A 24044-nucleotide genomic window follows, 5' to 3' on the forward strand; every position below is an offset into this window, starting at 1 on the left:
GATCGGGTTGGTCGAGTGGAGCCATGGTACGATGCTCCCTGGGGAAGGTCATGTAGGCCAGCACGTCGGACTCGGCGGCGTCCATCAGCGTCGGCAGCTTGGGCGGTTTGGGCCGAATCTGGTCGGCAAGGGCGCGCCACTGCTGGTTCGCGGCTTCGGGCGTCTCCTGCACAAAAGCGGTGGCGATGAAGGCCGAGACGACCCCCTGCCGCTCTTGCCGGCGTGAGCCAGCGCGCTCCTCATGAAGTGCACCCAACAGCGCTGCCAGCTGGCACACGGCAGCTTGGAGACCGCCGCCTTGATGCCTTCGTGCGCGTCGGAGAGGATCAGCTTCACGCCGCGCAGGCCCCTGCGCGTAAGCTTACGCAGGAAGGCTGACCAGAAGGGTTCGGCGCTTCGGTGGTTGTTATGGTTTCCGAAGGTTTGGCTGCATTTCCAGCTGAGCTATCTGTGCGGGTTTCCAAGCATTTTGGCCATCGCTATCCTCTATGCGCATTATATCGGATTTGCCGCATTTATGCCTTCGTAAGTTATGAGATCCACCTCGCGGTAGCCTGAGGCTCGTACTGCGATGTCGGCCGCTGCAGCCCTTGCAGCAACGGCCGGATCTGGGCTCCCAAGTTTAGTAAGTCGGACCCAGTTGGTTGTGATGGCCTTCACGTAATTTCGGGTTTCCGAAATTGCAGGTATGCTGCCCAGCGAAAGGGAGCGCCGTTCGGGCCCAGCATTGTACGCAGCTAAAGCCAGATCAACGCGCCCAAAGCGGTCAAGTTGCTGTCGAAGATACCGTGCTCCTGCCCTCATGTTGGCAAGTGCGTCCCAAGGGTTTTTGAGCTCTAGATTTCTCGCTGTCCCCGGCATGACCTGCATCATCCCCATCGCCCCGGCCCCGCTTAGTGCCCAAGCCTTATATCCTGACTCCTGGGCGATGACTGCGTCCAGCAGACCTTCAGGAAGGCCGTTTTCGCAAGCGATCGCGGACATTGCTGAAAAATAGGCTACTCGTCTGTTCTCCACCTCGGGAGCTAGCCACCAGGTTGGGCGATACCCATTCTGAGGGCACAACATAGGTGTGGAAGGCGCTGAAATTCCCTGAAGTGTCAGTTCGAAAACGTCAGAGAGGCGGTTCCCGCCAGTAGCGTAAGTTCCCTGGCTGATCCCGGGCGCATCGCCCGACTCAACCAACCGATCAAAGTGGGCGCTTAATGCGGCTCCAACAGTTCCCTGCTCATTACTGGCGACAACCCCGATCGGAGAAAAACGCACAAGATCAACTTCTCTGGCTTTCGCAGCGGAGGCGCAGATCATTGCGGCCGCGAAGATCGAACTACATTTGAATGAAATCACGACACACCCCTTCCAAGGTGATGTGCCGATCTGATCGAGAATGCGCATGATCAGAAAATCAAAGATGGAAAGCAGAGTCAATCTCGGCGTAAACCCATCAAGCGAGCCAAGCAGCTACCCAACGGCCGATATGTTGCGAACGCTGGCAGCGTTCCTGCCCCTGAGACGGTGTCCACATTCGTCACAATGCAGCGACTGCGAAACATTGTAAAACTCTCTGTCCCGTCTAGGGATGCTCAAATGCTGTTTTGCGAGCCCTGCCCCATTTTTTGCGCCCCAGTTTGAGAATCGCGGCGTTTGTCCTTGGCGCGCAGGCCACCGCAATGGTCACCCCTCGCACTCTCAGAATGTAAGAAGATGTCCTGACAGTCGACAGGGGCCCTGGAACGCGACGGCGCAATTTGGCACATCGTGCCGGCCCTCTTAAGAGGACCAGGGCGCGCTGATCCATCTTCGCAGACTGCTCAAATCATCCGATACAAACACTTGCAGACGGGCCTACCACACGTTTTTGATCGGGACGCTTTTAGCCACTGCCTTCGAATGTCGGGATGCCCAAAATACGCGGGGCACCAGCCTATAGGCTGCGGTACTGCAGCCTCCTAAACGACACACTTCCTTCACGGGCTGCAAATATCGCAGGCCGGAGGCTTAAGAAGCCGTCGCCAATATTATGATTGTAGCCCGACACCTCGTAGGACCGCACCAACTGCCAAGTCTGCCCATCGCGGCCTTGGTAGAAGCTTGCCACGTTTTCGTCATTCACCACCCGGAAATGCATTTTTCGCCCCATTGAAGGCCCTGCGGGTGGGTAAAAAGGTTCGACCCCAGTTTTGTATTGATGAAGGCGGTTCTCGTCCGCTCCCAAGCCGCAAAAAAGCTTGGAATTGTAGAACAACAACAGGCCGCCAATTGCATCTCCCGTTAATTCGAGTTCGACCTCCACTTCGTACCGTCTTTCGCCAGCATTGAGGACGAGCGGCGCTGCGTCCGCCGGCCCGCTGCCCAGTCCTTGCAGTACCAGTGTACCATCGGTGAGCACTGCGCGACTTGCGTAATCGGCACCTGGCCCAAAAAATTGCAACCGTGTGCCAAACGCACTGATCTGAAAGTCATCAGATAGTGCGGTACCGTGCGGCCGCGAGGCACCGCTCATCGGTTTTCGCAATGGGCGAGAAAGATCACCGCCCATTGCGCACGGCCAGCCGTCGGCTGTCCAAGTGAAGGGTTCCAGCAAAAGTTGCCGCCCAAGCGTGCGAAAACCGTTTTCATAGCCGTGATAGACAAGCCACCAGTCGCCGCCCGGGCCTAGGATCGGAGTTGCATGCCCGCGCGACCACCAAGGTTCGGCAGGATCAACAGTGCGGACAATCGGATTATGCGGGCAGTTTTCCCACGGGCCGTGAATGGAACGGGATCGAGCCACGATGACCATGTGGCCCGTAGGCGGACCACCTGTACCCCCTTGGGCGGCGAACATGTAGAACCATTCGCCTCTCCGAAGCATCTTTGGTCCCTCGAGTTCGAACCCTTCAATGACCCAGTCGGCAGGAATTTTCCATCCTTCGTACACCTTCTGTGTCGGTCCGGCGCGTGACAACCCGTCGTCACTGATTGGCACCCTATTGCCGCCATTGAGAAACAAATAGCGTTTGCCATCTTCGCCTACCGCGTGGCCCGGATCGATGCCGTCGAAAATATCCATGTCCGCAGGTTCGCTCCATGGGCCCTCGATCCGGTCCGCGTGAACCACCATAACTGAAATCGTTGGTCGCCGCGGGCCGGGCGGCGGAGAACTTGCCGCAATCGGGATGTTCAGAGCGGGGAAGTAAATAAAATAGCGCCCATCGTGCTTGACGAGATCGGGTGCGAAAACCGAACCGACCGGCCTTTGCAGTGCGGGACCAATCGGCGTCCAGTTCACCAAGTCGGCTGATTGCCAGATTAATAGCCCTGGGTAATATTCGAACGAAGAGGAGACCTTGTAGTACTGGTCGCCGTCGTGCAGCACGCTGGGATCCGGGTGGTCGCCTGCCAGGACGGGATTGAGGTAGGTCCCATTGCCAAGATCTGCCCTGCGCTGCCCTTCGATTCCACGCTTCCACGGAAAAGCCCGTTTCGGCGTGACCCTGTCGGGAGCGCCCTTTGCCAGGGCAGCGCCATTACCTATCGGCAAGGAAGTGGCAGCCGCCCCTGCCATTGCCAGTGAGAGCACTTCGCGGCGGGTGCTTTCAGGTATCGACACGACTGTCTCCTCGATTATCAGTGGCCAGATCTTATTGTCGACACGGCCGATGTGGGCGCAGCGCGTGATACGCGGTCGACGATGACGGTCGCGTGAACTGCTGCGTTCGAACTATTGCCGGCCCATATGCCGAAGATGCTGGCGCCTAACTCCCAGGAGCGTGTCGCGACATTCCAATGGTGCAGGGCACTAAATTTTCATTCTGGCGGCATGCCACTTCACATGTTCAGCCATGAAGGTCGAAATGAAGTAATATGAGTGGTCATAGCCCGGCTGCATGCGGATCGTCGCGGAAATTCCGGCGTCCTGCGTCGCGCGGACTAGCAAATCCGTCTTGAGCTGGACTTCAAGGAAGCTGTCCGCATCCCCCTGGTCGACCAGCAGTTCAGGCACCCGCGCGCCATCGGCGATCAGAGCGCAGGCGTCATATTCCCGCCAGGCCGTGCGGTCCGGCCCGAGATAGCCGCCGAGCGCCTTTTCGCCCCACGGGCATTCCAGTGGTGCGACAATGGGTGAAAAGGCGCTGACCGAGCGGAAGCGGCCGGGATTGCGCAGGGCGATGGTGAGTGCGCCGTGACCTCCCATCGAGTGGCCGGTGATCCCCTGCCGGTCCAGATCGACCGGGAAATTACCGGCAACAAGTGCCGGCAATTCGTGCTCGATATAGCTGCGCATGCGAAAGTTCCGCGCCCAAAGCTCCTGCGTGGCATCGACATAGAAGCCGGCGCCCTTGCCGAAATCATAGCCTTCGTCGTCCGGCACGTCATCGCCGCGCGGGCTGGTGTCGGGCGCGACGAAGACAATCCCCACTTCGGCGCAGGCGGCGCGGAATTCGCCCTTTTCGGTTACGTTGGCATGGGTGCAGGTCAGGCCTGAAAGATACCACAGCACCGGCAGCTTCGCGCCTGGGGTATGATCCGGCACGAAGACCGAAAAGGTCATGGGCGTGCCCGTTTGCGCGGACTGGTGCGTATAGACGCCCTGCATGCCGCCGTGGCTCTTCCAGGCCGAAACCTGTTCCATCAGAACACCACGACCGAACGGATCGACTTGCCCGCGTGCATCAGGTCGAAGGCGGTGTTGATTTCCTCCAACCCCATGACGTGCGTGATCATCGGGTCGATTTCGATCTTACCGGTCATGTACATGTCGACGATCTTGGGTACGTCAGTGCGGCCCTTGGCCCCGCCGAACGCCGTGCCGCGCCAGTTGCGCCCGGTGACGAGCTGGAACGGGCGGGTGGCAATTTCCTTGCCGGCTTCGGCCACGCCAATGATGATCGAGGTGCCCCAACCGCGGTGACACGCTTCGAGCGCAGTCCGCATGACTTCGGTGTTGCCGGTGGCGTCGAAGGTATAGTCCGCGCCGCCGTCGGTCATGGCGACGATCTTCGCCACGGTGTCTTCACGGCTCAGCCCGCGCGAGTTGAGGAAGTCGGTCATGCCGAACTTGCGGCCCCATTCCTCGCGGTCGGGGTTGAGATCGACGCCGATGATCTTGGCCGCACCCGCCAACCTCGCGCCCTGGATGACGTTGAGGCCGATGCCGCCGAGCCCGAAGACCACGACATTGTCGCCCACCTGCACATTGGCAGTATTGATCACCGCGCCGACCCCTGTGGTCACGCCGCAGCCGATGTAGCAGCTCGTCTGAAACGGCGCGTCGTCACGGATTTTCGCAACGGCAATCTCGGGCAGCACGGTGAAGTTCGAGAAAGTGCTGCAGCCCATGTAGTGGAAGATGGTCTGGCCCTTGTAGGAAAAGCGGCTGGTGCCATCGGGCATCAGCCCCTGCCCCTGTGTGGCGCGGATCGCGGTGCACAGGTTGGTCTTGCCGCTCAGGCACGACTTACACTGCCGGCATTCGGGCGTGTAAAGCGGGATCACGTGATCGCCGGGCTTGACGCTGGTTACCCCGACCCCGACCTCGCGTACGATCCCGGCGCCTTCATGACCGAGCACCGAGGGGAACAAGCCCTCGCTGTCCAGTCCGTCGAGCGTGTAGGCATCGGTGTGGCAGATCCCGGTTGCCATAATCTCGACCAGCACTTCACCCGCCCTGGGCCCTTCGAGATCAAGCTCGACAATCTCAAGCGGCTGCTTGGCGGCAAAGGCAACGGCGGCGCGGGTCTTCATGATGGATTCCTGTCTAACAAGCGCAGATTAAACCGGCAGTCCGACATAATTCTCGGCAATGCTGGTCTGGGCGGCGCGGCTGGAGGCGATGTATTCGAGCTCGGCGACCTGCATCGCCCGCTCGAACGGGCCGTCCTCGGGAAAGCGGTGCATCAGTTTGGTCAGCGACCAACTGAACCGCTCGGACTTCCATACCCGGGCGAGGGCCTTGGCCGAGTAACCGGCGATTCCATCCGCTTCGCCGCGCCTGAAGAAAGCGGTGAGCGCCTCGGCGGCGTAGTGCACGTCGCTTGCGGCAAGGTTGAGACCCTTGGCTCCGGTCGGGGGCACGATGTGCGCAGCGTCACCTCACAAAAGCATGTTGCCGTGGCGCATCGGCTCGAACACGTAGGACCGCAGCGGCGCGATCGACTTCTCGATCGACCGCCCACGAGTGATGTTGGCAGCGGGTTCGGGGCCAAGGCGGATGGCGAGCTCGTCCCAGATGCGCTCGTCCGGCCAGTCTTCGACCTTCTCGGTCAGCGGCACGTCGATGTAGTAGCGGCTGCGGGTCTTGCTGCGCATCGAGGCGAGCGCGAAGCCGTGCTCGTGGTTGGCGTAGATCAGCTCGGAGTGGCAAGGCGGGACATCGACGAGGATGCCGAGCCAGCCGAACGGATAGACCCGCTCGAACTCGCGCGCGACGCTTGCGGGGATTGCCTTGCGGCTCGGCCCGTGGAACCCATCGCATCCGGCGATGAAGCGCACGTCGATGCGCTGCGCGGCGCCGTCCTTGGTGTAGGTGACGTAGCGCGCGTCACTCTCGATGTCGTGCAGCGCCACGTCGACAACGCCGTAGATGACCTCCAGTCCGCGCGCGGGCGCCGCGTTCATCAGGTCGCGGGTGATCTCGGTCTGGCCGTAGACCACCACCGTCTTGCCAGTCAGCGCTTCACAGTCGATGCGGATCAGGCGTTCGCCGTCGGCGAGGTTGAATCCCGCTTCGACTAGCCCCTCGGCCTTGAGCCGTGCGTCGAGGCCGAGGCGCTCCATCAGGCTGACGGTAATCTGCTCGAGCACGCCGGCGCGGATGCGACCGAGGACATAGTCAGGGGTCTGCCGCTCGAGCACCACGCAGTCCACGCCTTCCGCGCGGAGCAGATGGCCGAGCATCAAACCGGCCGGTCCGGCCCCGATGATCGCAACCTGAGTCTTCATGCTCGTGCGACTTCCTGCACTATGGCGCCGAAGGGCGCTGCGCCGTCAGAGCATTGGCCAACCATGCGGATCGTCTCGCCAAATTGCAGAAACGGCGTGCTCGGCGCACCGGCTGCGATGATTTCGATTGCGCGACGTTCCGAGATGCAGGCGGAACCGCGCGACGCGTACTGCGCATTGGAAACCGTGCCCGAGCCAATCACCGTACCGGCGACAAGATCGCGTGTGCGAGCCGCATGAGCGACCAATTCGGCAAAGGAGAATGCCATCTCACCGCCATTGACGAACCCAAAACGCTCTCCGCCACGCTCGACCAGAAGGTCAAGGCACACACGCCCGTTCTGCCAGTGCTCACCCAGGTAATCGGGTGTCACGGCGAACGGTGCCATCGAACATGCGGGCTTTGCCTGGACCCAGCCGAAACCTGTCTTCATCTCCACAGGCGCGATCGTGCGCAGCGACCAGTCGTTGATCTGCACCACCAACCGGATGTATCCTGCCGCCTGCTCCACGCTGGTGCCCATCGGCACGAAATCGACGATCACGCCGAATTCACCTTCGAAGTCGATGCCGTCAGCCTCACTGGGAAAAGCAGCGGGCTCAACCGGGCCGAGAAAACGATCCGACATGCCTTGGTACATCAGCGGCCGCGCGCGATCGATCGGGTCGATGCCGAAGGCGACCTGCATCAACTCGCCGTGGGTCACGAAGGCCGAGCCGTCGAGCCATTGCCATGATCGAGGCAGCGGAGCGCGAAGTTTCTCGCTGACGACGGCCTCGCCGTCACCGGCCTCGAGCCTGTCGGCAAGGCTGCGGAGATCCGGCAGGGCATCGGACCAGCTCTCGATTGCCGTTAGCAGGCTGGGCCACTTCGGACCGGCTGACATAGATCGTTCGCCATCGCCCGAGACTACGATCAATTCGCCATCGGGAAGGCCGTTGTCATAGGTTGCCAAACGCATCCGTCAGTCCTCGAAAATCGCGACAGCCCGGGTCCATCCGGCCGAAGCGCCCTTGATCTTGTGCGGGAAGCAACTGACGAGGAAACCGTCGGCCGGCAGCGCCTCGAGATTATGCAGCTTCTCGAGATGGCAGTAGCCGATCTCCCGCCCCGCCTTGTGCCCTTCCCAAATTAGCGAGGTGTCACCGGTCTCGGCCACGCGCCGCGCGGTGTGAGCAAACGGCGCGTCCCAGCTCCACGCATCGGTTCCGGTCACCCGAATGCCGCGCGAGGTCAGGAACATCGTCGCTTCGTATCCCATGCCGCATCCGCGGTTCACATAATCGGGATCGCCCAACGCGGCTCCGGCGGCCGTGTTGACCAGGACGATCTCGAGCGGCCTCAACTGATGCCCGATGCGGTGGAGTTCGGCTTCGACATCGGCTGCGGTGACCACGTAGCCATCCTCGAAATGGCGGAAATCCAGCTTCACCCCTGGCTGGAAGCACCAGTCGAGCGGTATCTCGTCGATCGTCATGGCCGCCACGCCGCCATCCTGGGTCGGGTGATAATGCCAGGGTGCGTCGAGATGGGTTCCATTATGTGTAGTCAGCCGCACCCATTCCGCCGCCGCGAACCCTGCCCCGTCCGGGGTCTGGTCCGCAGTTACGCCAGGGAAGAAATGCGCAAGCTCAGTCATGGTCTCGCCGTGCGTCTGGTAGGTGATCTCGGGACGGAGAAACGGCGGATCGCTTACAACGTCGTTGCAAAGCGTGATCGACAGGTCGACGAACCTGCGGGTGGCTGCGGTGCTCATGCTGCCACCAGTTCGACTGGGAGGGTATCGAGCGCATAGAGGGTGTTATTCGGCCGCCGCGTCGCCGGCCCTGCTGCCCTGATCTCGGCCACCTGCTCGACCAGCGCGGTCAGGACCGCTTCCGCTTCATAGCGGGCGACCATCTGGCCAAGACACTGATGAATGCCGAATCCGAACCCGACATGGCCACTCGCATTGCGGTCGATGTCGAAGCGGTCGGGATCGTCCCAGCGCCGCGGATCGCGGTTGGCCGAGGCCAGAAACAGCAGAACCTTGCTCCCCTCCGGAATTGTCGTCCCCGAAACGTCCGCATCGCAGCTGGTCGTCCGGTAAAACGTCTGTGCCACCCCGCCCCAACGGAGACTCTCCTCGATCGCCTTGCGACAAAGCTCCGGTTTCTCCTTCAGCTTGCGCCATTCGTCGGGAAACTGGGTAAAGGCGAACACCAGGTTGGCTATGCCGTTGACCGTCGTGTCGACGCCCGCTGAAAGGAACGAACGGACAAGGCGCTGGGCTTCATCCTCCGAGCAATCCCCCCGGTCGGCTGCGGCATAGACCTCGCGGCCCCAGCCATCGGGCTTGAGGAACTCGCGCTTGCAGCTTTCGGCAACCCAGGCCGTGGCGGCCACGGCTTGCGACATGCTCTGCTCAAGCAGCGCGTTGCGGGGACCGAACGCATTGAACACCGTGGTGGCATAGGGAATCAGGTTCTCCCGGCCTTCGTCGCGAAGTCCGATCATGTCCGGGAAGATGCTGAGCGGAAATGCCTCGGACAGGTCCGCAACCGCCTCGACCGCTCCGCGCCCGACCAGCTCGCGCACTAGCGCCGTGGCCTTCGTGCGCCATTCGGGCTGCCGGGCTTTGAGACTCGGCAGGGAGGCGACCTTGTTCATCAGGCCGCGGGTCCGGCTATGGAGCGGCGGATCGGCCTCGAGCAACAGCGACGGCGGGCGCCAGGGCTGCTCGGTGGCAAAATCCGCCAAGCCGACGCCGCGCGAGGACACGAAGGTCTCCCAGTCGTTGAGCGCATCGCGGACTTCGGCAAAGCGCGCGAGCCCGTAGCACTGGTACCGCTCCAGCCAGACGACCGGCCCCGCTTCGCGCAATCTTTCGTGATGCGGGAACGGATCGGACAGCACCGCCTCGTCGTAAGGATCAAAATCCAGTGCGCTGATCGTCATGTGGTTCCTCTCCCGGCGCGGTCATCCGCGCTCATCCCGGCATTTCAGGTGCTGCCGGTGTTTCCGCCCAGCGTTTCGGCAAACCAGTCGGCGATGCAGTCACGCCCATAGGCCATGTTGTCTGCGCCCACGTGCTCGACGCCACCTTCGCGAGCCGTGAAGATGACCTTTTCGCGGCGTGGCGAGTTGACCAGCTGGTCATACAGGTCGTCGGCGTAAGACAGGCTGATCTGTCGGTCTTCAGCACCGTGGGTGACCAGGAACGGCACCCGGATGCGATCGACGTGGCCATTGAGGTTCATCGCTTCCGACTTGACGAGGAACTCGTCCATGTCGTTGGCCCCGAATGCCCACATCACATGCGCCCAATAATGCGGGACCGGGTTTTCGCCTTCGCGCATCAACCGCTTGTCTTGCACCTCGCGCCAATTGTGATTGGCGCCCCAGACCGCGCCGCTGGCAAACCTCGGCTCGTAAGCGACGGCGCGGGGAGCGAAGTGCCCGCCAAGGCTGATCCCTGTCATCCCGATCCGCGCGGGATCGACATCGGGCTGGCTTTCCAGCCAGTCGACCGCCCTTGCGGCCCATCTTTCCGAATGCGGATCGACCGGCAGTCCCTGCAGACGCAGCGCCTCGCCCGAGCCCGGCTGGTCGACGCACAGCGTGGAAATGCCGCGCCGGGCCAACGCCTCAGGCAGTCGCGACCAGTAGAGCAGCTCCTTGCAGCTATCGAGACCATTGCAATAGACAACTACAGGCTTGCGGCCCTCGCCCGGCGCGCGCGTATAAAGCGCTGGCATTGTTCCTTCAGCCAACGCGATCTCAACCCGGTCGCGGTTGATCTGCCCAAGTGCCGTCGAGCGGTCGAACGAATCCCTCGCCTTGCTGTAGGTGGCTTCGCGGCCGGGCGCACCATGCCCCTGCATCCGTTCCGCAGTGATCAGGTAGAGCGAAGCCCGCTCTAGCTTGTTCGAAGCGGAGATCGCATGCCCCCTTGCCTCGTCCTCGGCGGCGAGCTCGATCAGCTTCTCGCCCATCGCCGCCCACTGTTTCATGAATGCCGGCGTGCCGGCATCTGCACCGCTCGCCGCCGCGTCCCGGATTGGCTGACACATATCGACAATCTCGCCAATCTGCCCGCCGCTCTCCATCGCTATCGCAACAGAAAGGTTCCAGATGTAATTCGGGAAGAGTTCGAGCAGCGCCATCGATCAGGCCTCGACCGCAACGAATAGCCCGGGATTGGGATGGGCATGCGGCATTGTCTGCGGCCCCCCGACGCCGATACCCCACTGATCCATGATCAGCGGCGCGGGCGTATAGGTATTTGGCTGGTGGCTCTCAAAATCCACTTCCTCCAGCTCCGAAGTATACTCGGTGACAAAACCACCCGGCGTGACGAAATAGCTGAAGGTATTGTTGCCGGCGGTATGCCGGCCCGGCCCCCACTGGATGTCGATGCCCTTGAGCTTGAGACGATGTGCTCCGCGCATCATATCGTCGACGCCCAGCATATCGTAAGCGACGTGGTTCAGGCACGGCGGGCCCGGCAAGATGGCGAGACGATGGTGCGCGCTGTTGCAGCGCAGGAAGCACATGAAGTCGCCGAGCCAATCCGAAACCTTAAATCCCAGCACATCGCAAAAGAACCGGACGAGCCCCTGATGGTCAGGGGAATGCAGGACGAGGTGGCTAATTTTGACCGGTAGCCCTTCCCACTTGGCAATCTCGCGCTTTGCCCCCCGCGCCACATCGGACGATATCTCCATCTGGAGGCCATCCGGAGTGAAGAAGCGAAACCCATAGCCGCCCCCTGGCGTCGTTAGTTTGCGCGGTTCATGGACGACCTTCGCACCGGAAGCTTTAACATTGGCGCACAACTCATCGACGTCGGCGCTGCAGTCGGCAGCGAGTGCGATCACGTCGACACGGTTCTCTTCGGCCTTCCTAAGACGCACCACGTGGTGTTCGTCATGACCGGGAGCCTTGAACCAAGCCATGCCATCATCGCTTGTGACGGGGTCGAGACCAAAGATCTCGCCATAGTAAGCCTGCTCGGCTTCAATATCGGTGACGCCATAGCCGACATAACGTATTTCGGAAACGCGGGTCATTGCTGATCCTCTCAAATGGGCTGGGATATGACCGCGAACATCTCCGCGGTGGCCTTGTGGTTGTCGATCGCGGGGCCCTTGCCGAGCTGCCCGTGGCAGATCGCCAAACTTGACGTCACGATGTACGCGCAGCGTTCGAAGCGACGATCGCGATAGGCGCTAAACGCCGATTCCGGATCGTCGTGCCGGGCCAATTCCTCCGCGAGCACGATCGCGTCCTCGATCGCCATTCCGGCGCCTTGGCCGAGATGCGGCGTGGTCGCGTGCACAGCATCGCCAAGCAGGACTGTGCGGCCGTTGTGCCAAGGACCGGTGACAAGGACACCTTCGAGCGGCCGATACACCACCGCCGCATCGTCGACTATCTGATCGGCAAGCGCACGGATGGCAGGCGCGCAGCCCGACAGCTTCGCAGCCATAGTAGCAGCCAGGCCGCGCAACGGATAACGGGGGTTCCCGGGCTCAGGGGTGGTGACGTACATGTACATCACTTCATTGCTGATCGGCACCAGTCCGACCCCGGTCGAGCCGTTATAGACCTGCAATGCGTCAAGCGCCGCGGGGCGCGGAAAATTGTAGCGCCAGACGGATTGGCCTGTAAATTCGGGCTTCTCGGCCGCAGGCAAGACCATGTCTCGAACTTGCGAGTAGACACCGTCCGCACCGATCACCAGATCGTAGCGGCCCACCGAACCGTTTGAGAAGGTCACGGTGACCCCGGCCCCATCGTCGTCCAGTTGCTTCAGCGTCAGACCCAACCTGGTCTTTGCGCCGAGCGCGGCGGAGCTTTCGGCGAGTACCTTCTGCAGGGCCGTCCTGCTGATACCGACGTTCGCGGGTTGTCCCTCGACGAGACGGGGTGTCGGCACCCGAGCCGCCATCGTGCCGTCCGGCAGGAATATCTCGACGGCGTCGAACCCGCAGGCGGCATCCAGGAAAACACTCAACACGCCAAGCTGGTCCATCGCCCTGATTACGTTGGCCTGCTGGATGATCCCGACGCCGTAAACGCTCCAGTCCGGATCGCGCTCGACCAGCTCCACCGAATGACCGGCCCGCGAGAGCGATATAGCCGCGGACAGACCTCCGATGCCGGCCCCCACGATCAGAATCTTCTGCTGGTGCACACTACTCTCCCCTTGGAAAGCGGTGCGTAGCAAGCCCGAGCGAATATCAAAAAGTGATTATCTGAATAGATTTCTACTTGAATTTCTGATTGAACTTCTCCGAGCACTTCGCGATCTGTGCAACCATCCACTTGATCCCCGGATCGTCGGCGCGGGTTTTGTGATACTGGACCATCTCCTTCATCACGGGAAATTCGAAGGGGAGCGGCTGGTAGACGATCTCGCCCCTGCTCCGGACCATCTTCGCCAGACGCTCGTGCATTATGGCGAGGCGGCTCGTTCCTACCAACAACTCGGGAACAAGGGAAAACGACGCCGCGTAGATCTCGATCTTCCGCTCGTTCCCCCGGTCCTTGAGGTGGGTCTCGGCAAAGGTAACCCGGCTAGTTCTGCCCATTTCGACCGCAACGTGACCGTGCGCATAGAAGTCGTGCTCGCTTAGCGGCTTCTGCAGCACGGCATTCCCGGACCATCCCGCGACGACATATTTTTCCTCAAATAGCAGTTCGGTCGGATGGCCGGGATGACAATGCTCAGTGGGAGTGAGAATCAGATCCAGTTCTCCCCGGTCCAGCAAGCCGAGCATCTCGTCGGAAGGCGGTTGGAGATCCAGCCTGATGCCTGGAGCCAGGGCAGCCAGCCGCGGCACCAGGTCGGCGAACAAGATCGTAGAAAGGTAATCGGACACGCCGATCCGAAACCAGCGATCGGACTTGAGGGGATCGAAGGCCGACGTCTGGGTTATTAGCCGGTCGACCTGAGCGAGGACATCCTTGGTTGGCTGATGCAGCGCCAATGCAAACGCGGTCGGCATCATCCGCTTGCCGTATGATGTAAGGATAGGATCGCCAAAGTAGTCCCGGAGCCGGGCTAGAGCCGCGCTCGCCGCTGGCTGACTAAGGTGCAGCCGCTCCGCTGCCTTCACCGTGTTGCACTCGTCCAGCAGCACATCGAGTGCTGCCAGCAGGTTGAGATCGAGACCCTTGACGCGCATGTTCTATCACTCAAACAAGTTGTAACCGATAAATACAAACAGTTTTGCTGATTATCACGCCATCGGTATGGAAAGTCAAAATCAAAAGGGGGAGGCGTGTGATGGCCAAAATTCAGTTTCTCGCGGGCGTTGGTCTTGCCGGGATCGCATGGGCGACCCCGGTTGCCGCACAGTCGGCCGAACCGGAATCAAGCAACCAGGGTCTTTCGGAAATCATCGTCACGGCCCAGCGCCGGGAAGAGAACCTTCAGAAAGCCGCTCTGCCCGTCAGCGCCGTTGCCGGCGACGTGCTCACCCAGCAGAGCATCACCCAGGCGACCGATATCACTCGCCTCGTCCCGTCGTTGCAGATCGCACCGGCGGCCTCTTTCACCCAGATCTACCTTCGCGGCGTCGGGACGTTCGGTGCGAATGCCTTCGCCGAACAGGGCGTCGCGTTCAATCTCGACGGCGTCTACCTTTCGCGTCCCGCGGCGCCCGCGGCGCTATTCTACGATCTCGAGCGCATCGAGGTTCTTAAAGGTCCGCAGGGCACCCTCTATGGACGCAACGCCACGGGTGGTGCCGTCAACCTCATCACCAAGCGCCCCACTCTAGGTAACGCCTCGGGTTACATCAACGCCGAATACGGCAACTACGATGCCCTGAAAGGCTCGGGGGCGATAAATCTGCCGGTGGGGGACATCGCGGCTATCCGGCTCTCCGCCCAGTACGCGAAGCACGATGGCTACTTCAGCGACGGGTACGACGACGAAGACACACTCGGGGTCCGCGGGCAATTCCGCCTGGATACGGGCGATGGCTTCAACATGAACCTGATGCTCGACTATGGGAATGTCGGCGGCAAGGGCTCGGGCGGTACGATCATGCCTTTGCTGAGCGGCAACCGCCGTCTAGGACCCAGCGATCCGGCCGTTATCGCCGCATATCTCGCACGGACACCCACCGCGCCGGTGCCTCAGCTCATCGCCCGAAACGACGGGTTCCAGGACAACGACTATTACGGGGCGGTCGTCACTGCCAACGCCGACCTGGGCTTCGCCAAGCTCACCGTGATCCCGGCCTGGCGGCGCACCAACCTGGACTTCGAGAGCTATGCCTCCTCGTTCTTGATCGACGTCACCGAGGACAGCGACCAGATGTCACTCGAAGCGCGCCTCGCCAACGAGTCCGCGCGGTTCAAATGGGTCTTGGGCAGCTACTACTTCAGCGAGGACACCTCGGCCCGCCAGTTCTTCAACCAGGCCTCGAACGGCACCCGCATCAACTCCGAGCTTCAAACGCGCAGTTTCTCGGTCTTCGGTGAAGCGACCTTTTCGCTCTCCGACACTTTCCGCCTGACCGGCGGGCTGCGCTATACTCGCGATAACAAGCGGCAGGTCACCGAAGCGCACACCCTGCCCTTCGTCGGCTTTGTACCCCCCGGCCCGCCCGCGTTCATTCCGATCATTCTGGACATCCGGACGGACGCGACCAGCGACGTCGACTTCTCTAAGGTGACCTGGAAGGCGGGGGTCGAGTTCGACCTGGCGGAACGCTCGCTGCTTTACGCCACGGCCTCCACCGGCTTCAAATCCGGTATCCTCTATTCGGCACTGGGCCAGAACTACTCGCAGCCCGAACTGTTGACCGCCTTTACCATCGGGTCGAAGAATCGCTTTCTTGACAATAAGTTGCAGTTTAATCTTGAAGCATTCTACTGGGACTACAAGGATCAGCAGGTGTCGCACCTGGCGCCCGTGCAAGTCGCATCGACTCCGGGCGGCCCGATATTCGGTCCCGTGTTCAAGACCGAAAATGCAGGGGCAGCCACTATCTATGGCGCAGAGGTGGAACTGCTGTGGCAACCCAGCCGCAACGACCTGCTGTCGCTGAATGTGCAGTACCTGCACACGAAGTACGACGACCTGCGCTACCAGGCCTATTCGACGACCGGTCCGGCACCCGTCATCGGCTGTGCCGTTTCGCCGACAAGCCTGACCGGAGCTTCCGCAGCGGCCCGCATCTACAACGTCGACTGCTCGGGCCAGCCGCTCCCCAACGCGCCGCGCTGGGCGATCAACGCAGGCTACGAGCATACCTTCGAACTGACCGGTGGCAGCAAGGTCATCGCAGGTGCCGATACGCGGATCGAATCGTCCAGGTATCTGTCGCTCGATTATCTCACGCTCGGTCGGCAGGGCAGTTACATGGTGTCGAACGCCAGGGTGACTTGGGAAAGCGCGTCGGGCGCGATTTCGCTGACCGGGTTCGTCAACAACCTAGAGAACGAACTGGTCTTCGCCAATTCCCTGCAAAGCCCTGCCAAGGCGGGGGTCGTCTACAACCAGCTTCGTCCGCCACGGACCTACGGCATTCGCGCAGGTGTGCGCTTCTGATCCTGCATCGGTGCAACCCGAATGCCAATTCATGGAGTATCAAATGATGAAGACAAACTCGAGACTGAAGGCTGGCCTTGTCCTCACGACAATGCTTGCGAGCATGCCAGGCGTCGCTTTTGCGCAAGCGACTGCTCCCGCAGAAGGAGACGTCGCAACCGCCGAGATCGTCGTGACCGCCCAGCGACGCAGCGAGAGCATCCAGAAGGTGCCGCTCAGCCTGACCGCAGTGACCGGGGCGGAACTGCGCGATCGCGCAATCAGTGACCTTGCCGGCGTAGCGGCGGCCGCTCCCAGCCTGCAGATTGGTTCCGATGCCAGCTTCTCGGTTCGCGGCGTCGGCACCCTGGCTTTCGCCGGAACGATCGACTCCAGCGTCGCTCTTGCAGTCGACGAGGTCAACATGGGCCGCCCGGCACTGGGCACTCCCTTGCTGATGGACCTGCAGCGCGTCGAAGTGCTGAACGGGCCGCAAGGCCTTCTGTTTGGCAAGAACGCCTCGGCCGGCTTGCTCAACGTCGTGACGGCGCGTCCCGAACTGGGCGTGTTCGGCGGCTCGACCGAGCTCGAATTTTCTTCTCGCGACACGCCCGGCGCCAACCGCAGCGCTCCCGGCATCATCGCCAAGCAGGTCCTCAACATCCCCGTTTCGGCCAACTCGGCGCTGCGTCTGAACGTCCTCTACGGTTATCAGGAATCCCCAGTTACCAACATCGGGACCGTCGCGGCGGGCAACAGGTTCGATTCCAATCGCCGGAATTTCCAGATCAAAGGCAAGTACCTGGCCGAGTTTTCGGACTCGTTCTCGCTTTACGTAATTGGCGATTACAACCGCGCGACGGGCGCCGGATCGTTCTTTGACGCCACCTGGCGCGAGTTTGGAACCGGAAGCGCAGCCCGGCCGGTCTATGCGCAGGTCGGCGGCGTAGCTGGCCCCGACAATTTCCTCTATGCAGGTGACGGCGCGATGTATCGCGACATCGACACCGGCGGAGCCCAGGCTACGCTCAAGTACGTGACGGGATCGGGCCTCGAGATCTCGAATCTCTTCGCCTGGCGTTTCTATGACGTCGAGCAGTCGCTCGACATCGACCGCCTTCAGACCAATCTGGTCAACGTCAACTACACTAAGTCCAACTACAACCAGTATTCCAACGAGCTGCGCGTCGCCCTTCCGTCGGGCAACCGCCTGGGCGGCCAGGTCGGGCTCTACTATTTCCAGTCGAAGCTCAACCAGGAGGGCGAAATCTTCGGCAACCAGGGGCTTCCTTCGTTCGTCCTGCCATCCTTCCCCTTCTGCGTCGGCGCCACGGCTGTGCCGGGTGCATTCCCTCCGACCTGCTCGGTCCGCAACGACTACTTCATCGGCCGCGATGCCAAGTACACCATGGACACCAAGAGCTATGCGGCGTTCGGCCAGCTAACCTACGAGGTCGTCGATGGGCTGCAGGTGATCGGCGGAGCACGGTTCACGCATGACAAGATCGACGTCGACCTGTTCCACGGCAAGCGTAACTACTTCATCTCGCTTTCGGGCCCCAACGGTCGCTACCTGCAGACTTCTTCCAACGACAATTTCAGCTGGAAGCTCGGCGCGCAGTACCAAGCCACTCCGACGATCATGTTCTATGCTTTCCATGGGCGTGGCTACAAGGGTCCCGGTTTCAACGATACAGCGATCCGGAACTCAAGCGGCGTCGGCTTCATCCCAACCATCCGGCCCGAAATTTCGAACACCACCGAAGTTGGCGTAAAGTCGAGCTTCTTCGACCGGAAGCTGACCCTCAACATCTCGGCGTTCAACACGGACTTCGACGACTACCAGGTGCAGTCGCTCGATACGGCGCTGCAGACGTTCGTCGTCCAGAACGCGGCCAAGGTACAGGCGCGCGGCATCGAAGTGAACGTCAGTGCCCGCCCCTTCGCAGGCCTCACGATCAATGGCGGCTTCAACATCCTCGACACGAAGTTCAAGAGCTTCCCGGGTGCGCAGTGCTATCTCGGGCAGGCGGTTGCGAGCTGTGCGGTGAACAACACGTTTGACGCGACTGGCCTAAGGCTGCCCATTTCGCCGAAGTTCACCTCGACCGTCCAAGCGACCTACGAGCTCCCGGTGTCGGGAACCACCGTCCCCTATATCCAAGGCAACTGGTATCACCGCTCTTCGGTCAACTACATTCTGAACGGCGCGCCCGGCGGCGCATTCGGAGCGGTCGACACCTTCGGGTTCAGCCTCGGTGTGAAGGTCGGGGACAAGATGCAGTTCAGCCTGTTCTGTAAGAACTGCACGAACGAGCACATTCCGCAGAGCATCGGGATCGATCCAGGCGACCTTGCTGGCCGCCCTGCGGCCCTGTCCTACACGCAGGTGTTCGGTCTCGATGCCGTACGCTCCGTTGGCGGGACGCTGACCATCCGCTACTAATCGGTGCTCGGGGTGGCCCCGCTGGGCCACCCCGACACGCAATCTGATCTTTTCGGAACTTGCCCCAATGGACCGACGCACTTTCAGCCAAGCGGCCGCCGCCATGATCACCCTGGCCGGCGTCCCCGCCGTGGCAGCGGGCACGGTTCGACGGCAATTTCCTTCAAGGTTCTTGTGGGGCGCATCGACGTCGGGCCATCAGACCGAGGGAAACAACGTCGCCAGCGATTTCTGGCACATGGAACATTGCGCCAAGAGCATGTTTGCCGAAGCATCCGGCGACGCCGCGGACAGTTTCAATCGCTGGCCGCACGACCTGGATCTGGCGAAGTCGCTTCATCTCAACAGTTACCGTTTCTCCCTGGAATGGGCGCGTATCGAGCCTGAGGAGGGGAAGTTCTCGGACGCGATGCTCGAACACTACCGTTCGATCGTCGAAGGGTGCAAAGCGCGCGGCCTCGCAGCTGTCGTGACATTCAATCACTTTTCCTGCCCGCGCTGGTTCGCGGCACGAGGCGGCTGGAGCAATCCTGCCGCGCCCGATCTGTTTGCGCGTTACTGCGCAAAGGCAGCTCAGGCGATCGCGGCGCACATCGATTATGCCGTGACAATGAATGAACCCAACCTACCGTCGATCCTCGCCTGGGCCAATATGCCCGGGCAGCTCTACGAAGCTCATGCCGCCATGCTCGCGGAGTGTGCGAGGTCGCTTGGCGTTGCAGATTTCTCCGCTGGCTTCTTGCTCCCGCGCGCGCAGTTCGCCCCGATGATACCGGTCATGGGAGCGGCCCATCGCAAAGCAAGGGCTGCGATCAAGTCGGTTCGCCCAGACCTCCCCGTCGGGCTCTCGTTGGCGGTTACGGACGATCAGGGGGTAGGGACAAATTCGAAGTTGAACGCGAAGCGGGCCGAAGCTTACCAGCCGTGGTTCGAATTTGGCGCTCAGGACGACTTCGTAGGCGTCCAGAATTACGACCGGATGCTGATCGATGCCAACGGTCCCGTCGCACCGCCCGCGGCCACGCCGCGGAATTTCATGGGTACGGAAATCTATCCGGCCTCCTTGCAAGGCGCCGTACGATATGTGCACACTGCAACCGGCAAGCCGGTTTTGGTCACCGAGCACGGACTGGGCACAGACGATGACGCGCTTCGCAGGGGCTTCATCACCGATTCCCTGGCAGGGCTTCACCAAGCCATCGTGGAAGGCGTTCCCGTTCTTGGCTACATGCACTGGTCGCTCATCGACAACTTCGAATGGTATTTCGGCTTCCAGCCCAAGTTCGGCTTGGCTACGGTTGATCGGCTGACCCAAAAGCGAACGCTCAAACCGAGCTCCGCCGTCTTGGCGCGGATCGCGCGGTCGAACCGGGTCTGAGGATCGGCCCGCGTGCCCTTGGCTACGCGCGGCCCATCATTTTCGTGATCAGCCGTTGAGCGGCCAGTGCATCTTCCCCGGACGGCACCGGGCTTCGACCGGCTTCGATCGCGGCATGAAATTCGCGCAAGACCTCGCGGTGCGCTTGGTGATCGAACGCCATTATCCCGGCGCCTGATCCGGAGCTGCCGCTGTAGCCGGCTGTTTCCACCCTGCCATCGTGCCAGGTCACTTCCAGAAGCCCACCGGTCAAGATCGCCGTCCCGCTCGTGCCAATCAGCTCGATCACTTCGGGACGACCCGGGAAGCAGGCCGTCGTCGCCGCGAAACTGACACTGGCTCCGCGCACCGTGCGCAGCAGCGCCACGACGTGATCTTCGGCCTCCATTTTGTGAATGCTTGTCGTGGTCGGTACGGAGGCGATCAGGTCCAACGGCCCGACCAGCGACAACAGTAGATCAATGCTGTGAATTGCCTGCGTGAGCAAGACTCCCCCGCCGTCGCGATGGTATGTCCCCCGCCCCGGCTCGTCGTAATAGGATTGCGGCCGCCACCACATGAAATTGAGGCTCGCGGCCACCACTTCGCCCAGTTCTCCCGCCTGCACCACTTGCCTGAGCCGCACCGCGCCCGGGCGAAAGCGATGCTGCAGGACCACCCCGAGCCTGCGTCCCGCGCGCTCGGCTGCGGCGACAAGGGCCGATGCGCGCTCGAGCGATATGTCGAGTGGCTTTTCGACCAGCACATCCTTGCCGCACTCGAAAGCGTTTCGTGCCAACTCCAGATGTGAACTCGGGGGGGTCAGCAGTATGACCGCGTCTGTTCCGGGTTCCGTTATCGCCGCGTCGACATCGGCGCTAACCCGAAACCCGAGGCTTTCGGCCAGTCCCTTGCGCGCGCCCGACCCTCTGCTGGCGACCTGGACGACCTGTATCGTATCCTTCAAGTCTGCAAGGCTCAGCAGATGGGGCTCAGCCGCAAGCCCGAGACCGATCACGGCAACCTTGAGCATCAGCGATCGACGCGTTCGACTTGAATCGCCGAGACGATCGCCTGACCGGCCCGCGGCTTGAACCACAGGTCAAGCAGTCCGTCCCTTACCGGCGTCACGAATGAACGGATCACTGCTGCGTTTGCCGCAGCACCGCTCTTGGCCGGATCGAACCGGCCGATCGCGACCCTTCCGCCAGCCAATACGTCGAAGACCCGCACGCTCTTGTCGGAAGATTCGATGAAAGTCAGCGTCACCCTGTACTTGCCGTTTGACACCGGAATTCGATAGCGGAACTCTCCCTCCCGGTAGGTTGCGGCAATCTCGCTGTCGGCTGTACCCGCTATCTGGGTTGGCTGCGCCGGCTTGCCGAAGTCGGCTGGCTTGACCACCGATCCTGGCTTGCCGCCTTGGAAGAAGTTGTCCGAGCCGAACACCCCTGCCGCAGCTCTTGCGGCGACCATCGCGCCACTGTCGATCCGTGTGCTGCGCAGGGCCTCGGGAGCGACCTGCCAGAATATCCTGTTTTCCTGCGGACCTCCTGAGAACTCCCCACGCGCCAGAATTTCGTTGGCGCCCGATTGCAACTGGACGCCCGTCCAGACGCAGACCCGCTGAGGGCAATCGGTCAAGGTTGGCAAAGCTTTGCCATTGACGGTCAGGGTGGTTCGCCGGGCATTGCTGTAGACGCGGACATCCGTCACTGCGTAGGCCCGGTTCGCATAGCGCCGACCGGTAACATAGACCGTCGGGGTCGAGGTCCAGTTCGCCTTGTAGAAGTAATAGGCGTCCTTGCGGGTCTTGTGGTCGAACGTGATCAGACCCTTTGTGTTGATGTCATCGGCATCGCCTTCGTGGCGAACAGTCGAAGCAAAATCGAAGGCTGCCCACAGCCACGTTCCCCACAGGTCGCTACGCCGCGAAAGGAGCGGCCAAGTCTGCTCGTGAATGTAGCTCTCGTATTCCTCGGGCTGGGCTCGGCCGCGTGAGTCCACCATGCCGCCGAGCACATTATCGGTATGCACCGAAAGTGCGCCGCCGGCGCCATACTCGGTGACCGACAACGGCTGGCTGGGACGCTGCGATCGCAGCAGATCGAGATGACCCGGCAAGTCGCCGGGCTCGCCGAAATACCATCCGAAGTAGCGGTTGGCACCGCCGACATCAGCGGCGGGCGCCGTGATCGGCACCGTTACATCGGCGGCGAACAGACGCCCCTCGCAACACGTCGCAAGCGCCGTCGGCCGGGTGGGGTCCAGGGTCTTGGCGTATCGGTTGAGTTCCGCCAGCAGCGGCAAGGGATCGGGACCCGCTCCCTTGAAGCCCGTCAGGAACGCAGGAAGCGAATTTCCGAAATCGACCTCGTTGGCGATGCCCCAGACCGCCACCGAAGCGTGGTTCTGATTCTGCCGGATCAGCTCGGCCATTTGTTGTCGTGCGTTGGCCCGGAGCTTCTCGGTGGCGACCTCTGCCTCGCCGAACGTCCACTGGGAGACCAGGGGAATCTCGTCCCACAGGATCAGGCCGTACTGATCTGCCAGTTCGTGAATGTACTGGCTGTGCTGGTAATGGGTCAGGCGGATCGACGTCGCACCCATCTCGCGCAGGAGTTTGATGTCCCCTTCGACGTCGGCGCGCGAAATCGCCCAGCCCTTGTCTTCCCGATCCTGGTGGTAGCCTACGCCCCGAATTGCATAGGGCTCTCCGTTCAGCAAAAAGCCGCGCGTCGGGCTGATCTCGATCGTCCGGATTCCGAATGGCTGCTCGACGCTGTCAATCACCTCCCCATCCGGCTTGAGGACGTCGAGCACGAAGCGGTAGAGATAGGGGTCGTCAACACCCTGCCACAGGCGGGCCTTGTCGACGCGCAGCGAATTCTTGACGGTCACCAGGCCGCCCGCAGCGATTGCCTCGCGCTGCTCCTGCGATGCGACAACGGTCCCCTGCGCGTCGATCAGGCGCGCCCGGACCCTTACAGTGGATGCCGCTTTAGCTCCGTTGGCGACCCGGGCTTCGGTATCCACCACGGCCGAGCCCGCCTCAATGCTTCGCGTCGTAGCGTAGGCGCCCGGTCCACCAGAATCGAGCATGTCGACATGGACATTGTTTGTGACGACGATCCTGACAGGCCGATAGAGTCCGCCCGGAACGAAGAAATCACCCGACAGTGGCAGGACGTCGACCGTCGACGAGCCTGAATCTGGCCGGGAATTGTCCGTTCGTACTGCCAGGATGTTGGGCCCGTCGGTGCGCAACGCGTCCGTCGCGTCGAGCCTGAAGCGCGAATATCCGCCCTGATGTTCCCCGAGCAACTTGCCGTTCAACCACACCGATGCAATTCGGCTGGCAGCATCGAACTCCAGCCATACGCGCTTGCCGGCGAGCCGCGCGGGGGACGTGAACGACAGTCTGTACCAGCCCAAACCCATCGCCTTGTTGATCACTTCGGGAGTGTTGATCCGGCTGGGCACCTGCGGCTGATAAAGCCCGACCCGGTTCCAGCTGTGGGGAAGCGATACCGAGGCCCAGGCCTGGTCGTCGAATGTGAGGCCTTCGGCGCGGGAAGTTCCCTCGCCCTGACGGAACCGCCATCCGTCAGTCAGCGGAATGACGATGCGCGCGCCGATTACACCTTGAGAGGCCGCTTCGAGGGGGTTGGGGCCATTCGCATGGGACGCTGCGGGAAAGAGGAGCAGACTGACAAGACACGCCCGCACTGCTAATTTCGACAACATTCCCAAATCCCTTTCTTGCACTCAGCTTGAGGCGTTCGCC

Annotated in this window: 16 protein-coding genes and 2 pseudogenes; 3 read left to right on the forward strand and 15 right to left on the reverse strand. The window is 61.7% G+C overall.

Going from position 1 to position 24044, the window contains the following annotated elements:
• From RM192_RS19065 to RM192_RS19125, 13 genes and pseudogenes are all read right to left on the reverse strand, one after another.
• Positions 1-393: pseudogene (locus RM192_RS19065) on the reverse strand (transposase); the annotation flags it as partial.
• A gap of 102 nt (positions 394-495) precedes the next feature.
• Complete coding sequence (locus tag RM192_RS19070) at positions 496-1428, reverse strand: lytic transglycosylase domain-containing protein (RefSeq protein WP_311509239.1); 933 nt, start codon at positions 1426-1428, stop codon at positions 496-498.
• Between the two features lie 496 nt (positions 1429-1924).
• Positions 1925-3592, reverse strand: a complete 1668-nt coding sequence (locus tag RM192_RS19075; RefSeq protein ID WP_311509241.1) for a family 43 glycosylhydrolase — start codon at positions 3590-3592, stop codon at positions 1925-1927.
• A 189-nt stretch (positions 3593-3781) separates the two neighbouring features.
• Entirely contained in the window at positions 3782-4615 is an 834-nt protein-coding gene (gene fghA / locus RM192_RS19080; RefSeq protein WP_311509242.1) for an S-formylglutathione hydrolase, read from the reverse strand.
• On the reverse strand, positions 4615-5727 hold the full coding sequence (locus RM192_RS19085; RefSeq protein WP_311509243.1) for an S-(hydroxymethyl)glutathione dehydrogenase/class III alcohol dehydrogenase: 1113 nt from the start codon (positions 5725-5727) through the stop codon (positions 4615-4617). The genes fghA and RM192_RS19085 overlap by 1 nt, the downstream gene beginning before the upstream one ends.
• Positions 5728-5754: 27 nt before the next feature.
• A pseudogene (gene pobA / locus RM192_RS19090) lies at positions 5755-6924 on the reverse strand (4-hydroxybenzoate 3-monooxygenase).
• Positions 6921-7886 (reverse strand): fumarylacetoacetate hydrolase family protein, encoded by a 966-nt coding sequence (locus tag RM192_RS19095; protein ID WP_311509244.1) that lies wholly within the window; start codon positions 7884-7886, stop codon positions 6921-6923. The pseudogene pobA and the gene RM192_RS19095 overlap by 4 nt, the downstream one beginning before the upstream one ends.
• Before the next feature lie 3 nt (positions 7887-7889).
• Positions 7890-8681, reverse strand: coding sequence for a cyclase family protein (locus RM192_RS19100; RefSeq protein WP_311509245.1), 792 nt, complete (start codon positions 8679-8681; stop codon positions 7890-7892).
• Positions 8678-9862 carry a cytochrome P450 gene (locus RM192_RS19105; RefSeq protein ID WP_311509246.1) on the reverse strand — a complete coding sequence of 395 codons (1185 nt, stop codon included), beginning with the start codon at positions 9860-9862 and terminating at the stop codon, positions 8678-8680. Before RM192_RS19105 ends, RM192_RS19100 begins: the two co-directional genes overlap by 4 nt.
• A 44-nt stretch (positions 9863-9906) precedes the next feature.
• Positions 9907-11070 (reverse strand): prolyl oligopeptidase family serine peptidase, encoded by a 1164-nt coding sequence (locus tag RM192_RS19110; RefSeq protein ID WP_311509247.1) that lies wholly within the window; start codon positions 11068-11070, stop codon positions 9907-9909.
• A 3-nt stretch (positions 11071-11073) separates the two neighbouring features.
• Positions 11074-11976, reverse strand: coding sequence for a VOC family protein (locus RM192_RS19115; RefSeq protein ID WP_311509248.1), 903 nt, complete (start codon positions 11974-11976; stop codon positions 11074-11076).
• An 11-nt stretch (positions 11977-11987) separates the two neighbouring features.
• Positions 11988-13103 carry an FAD-dependent oxidoreductase gene (locus RM192_RS19120; RefSeq protein ID WP_311509249.1) on the reverse strand — a complete coding sequence of 372 codons (1116 nt, stop codon included), beginning with the start codon at positions 13101-13103 and terminating at the stop codon, positions 11988-11990.
• 73 nt (positions 13104-13176) lie between these two features.
• On the reverse strand, positions 13177-14097 hold the full coding sequence (locus tag RM192_RS19125; protein ID WP_311509250.1) for a LysR substrate-binding domain-containing protein: 921 nt from the start codon (positions 14095-14097) through the stop codon (positions 13177-13179).
• 101 nt (positions 14098-14198) lie between these two features.
• Here RM192_RS19125 and RM192_RS19130 point away from each other — a divergent pair, with 101 nt between their 5' ends.
• From RM192_RS19130 to RM192_RS19140, 3 genes are all read left to right on the forward strand, one after another.
• Positions 14199-16475, forward strand: a complete 2277-nt coding sequence (locus RM192_RS19130) for a TonB-dependent receptor domain-containing protein (protein WP_311509253.1) — start codon at positions 14199-14201, stop codon at positions 16473-16475.
• Positions 16476-16521: 46 nt separating this feature from the next.
• Positions 16522-18900, forward strand: coding sequence for a TonB-dependent receptor (locus RM192_RS19135; protein WP_311509254.1), 2379 nt, complete (start codon positions 16522-16524; stop codon positions 18898-18900).
• Between the two features lie 103 nt (positions 18901-19003).
• Positions 19004-20278 carry a family 1 glycosylhydrolase gene (locus tag RM192_RS19140; protein ID WP_311509256.1) on the forward strand — a complete coding sequence of 425 codons (1275 nt, stop codon included), beginning with the start codon at positions 19004-19006 and terminating at the stop codon, positions 20276-20278.
• A gap of 22 nt (positions 20279-20300) precedes the next feature.
• Here RM192_RS19140 and RM192_RS19145 read toward each other — a convergent pair whose 3' ends face one another.
• Positions 20301-21290: a Gfo/Idh/MocA family oxidoreductase gene (locus RM192_RS19145; RefSeq protein WP_311509257.1), complete on the reverse strand. Its 990-nt coding sequence runs from the start codon at positions 21288-21290 to the stop codon at positions 20301-20303.
• Complete coding sequence (locus RM192_RS19150) at positions 21290-24004, reverse strand: glycoside hydrolase family 2 TIM barrel-domain containing protein (protein WP_311509261.1); 2715 nt, start codon at positions 24002-24004, stop codon at positions 21290-21292. Before RM192_RS19150 ends, RM192_RS19145 begins: the two co-directional genes overlap by 1 nt.
• Between the last annotated feature and the right edge of the window lie 40 nt (positions 24005-24044).

This window comes from Novosphingobium sp. MMS21-SN21R, from assembly GCF_031846015.1.
Taxonomy (GTDB): domain Bacteria; phylum Pseudomonadota; class Alphaproteobacteria; order Sphingomonadales; family Sphingomonadaceae; genus Novosphingobium.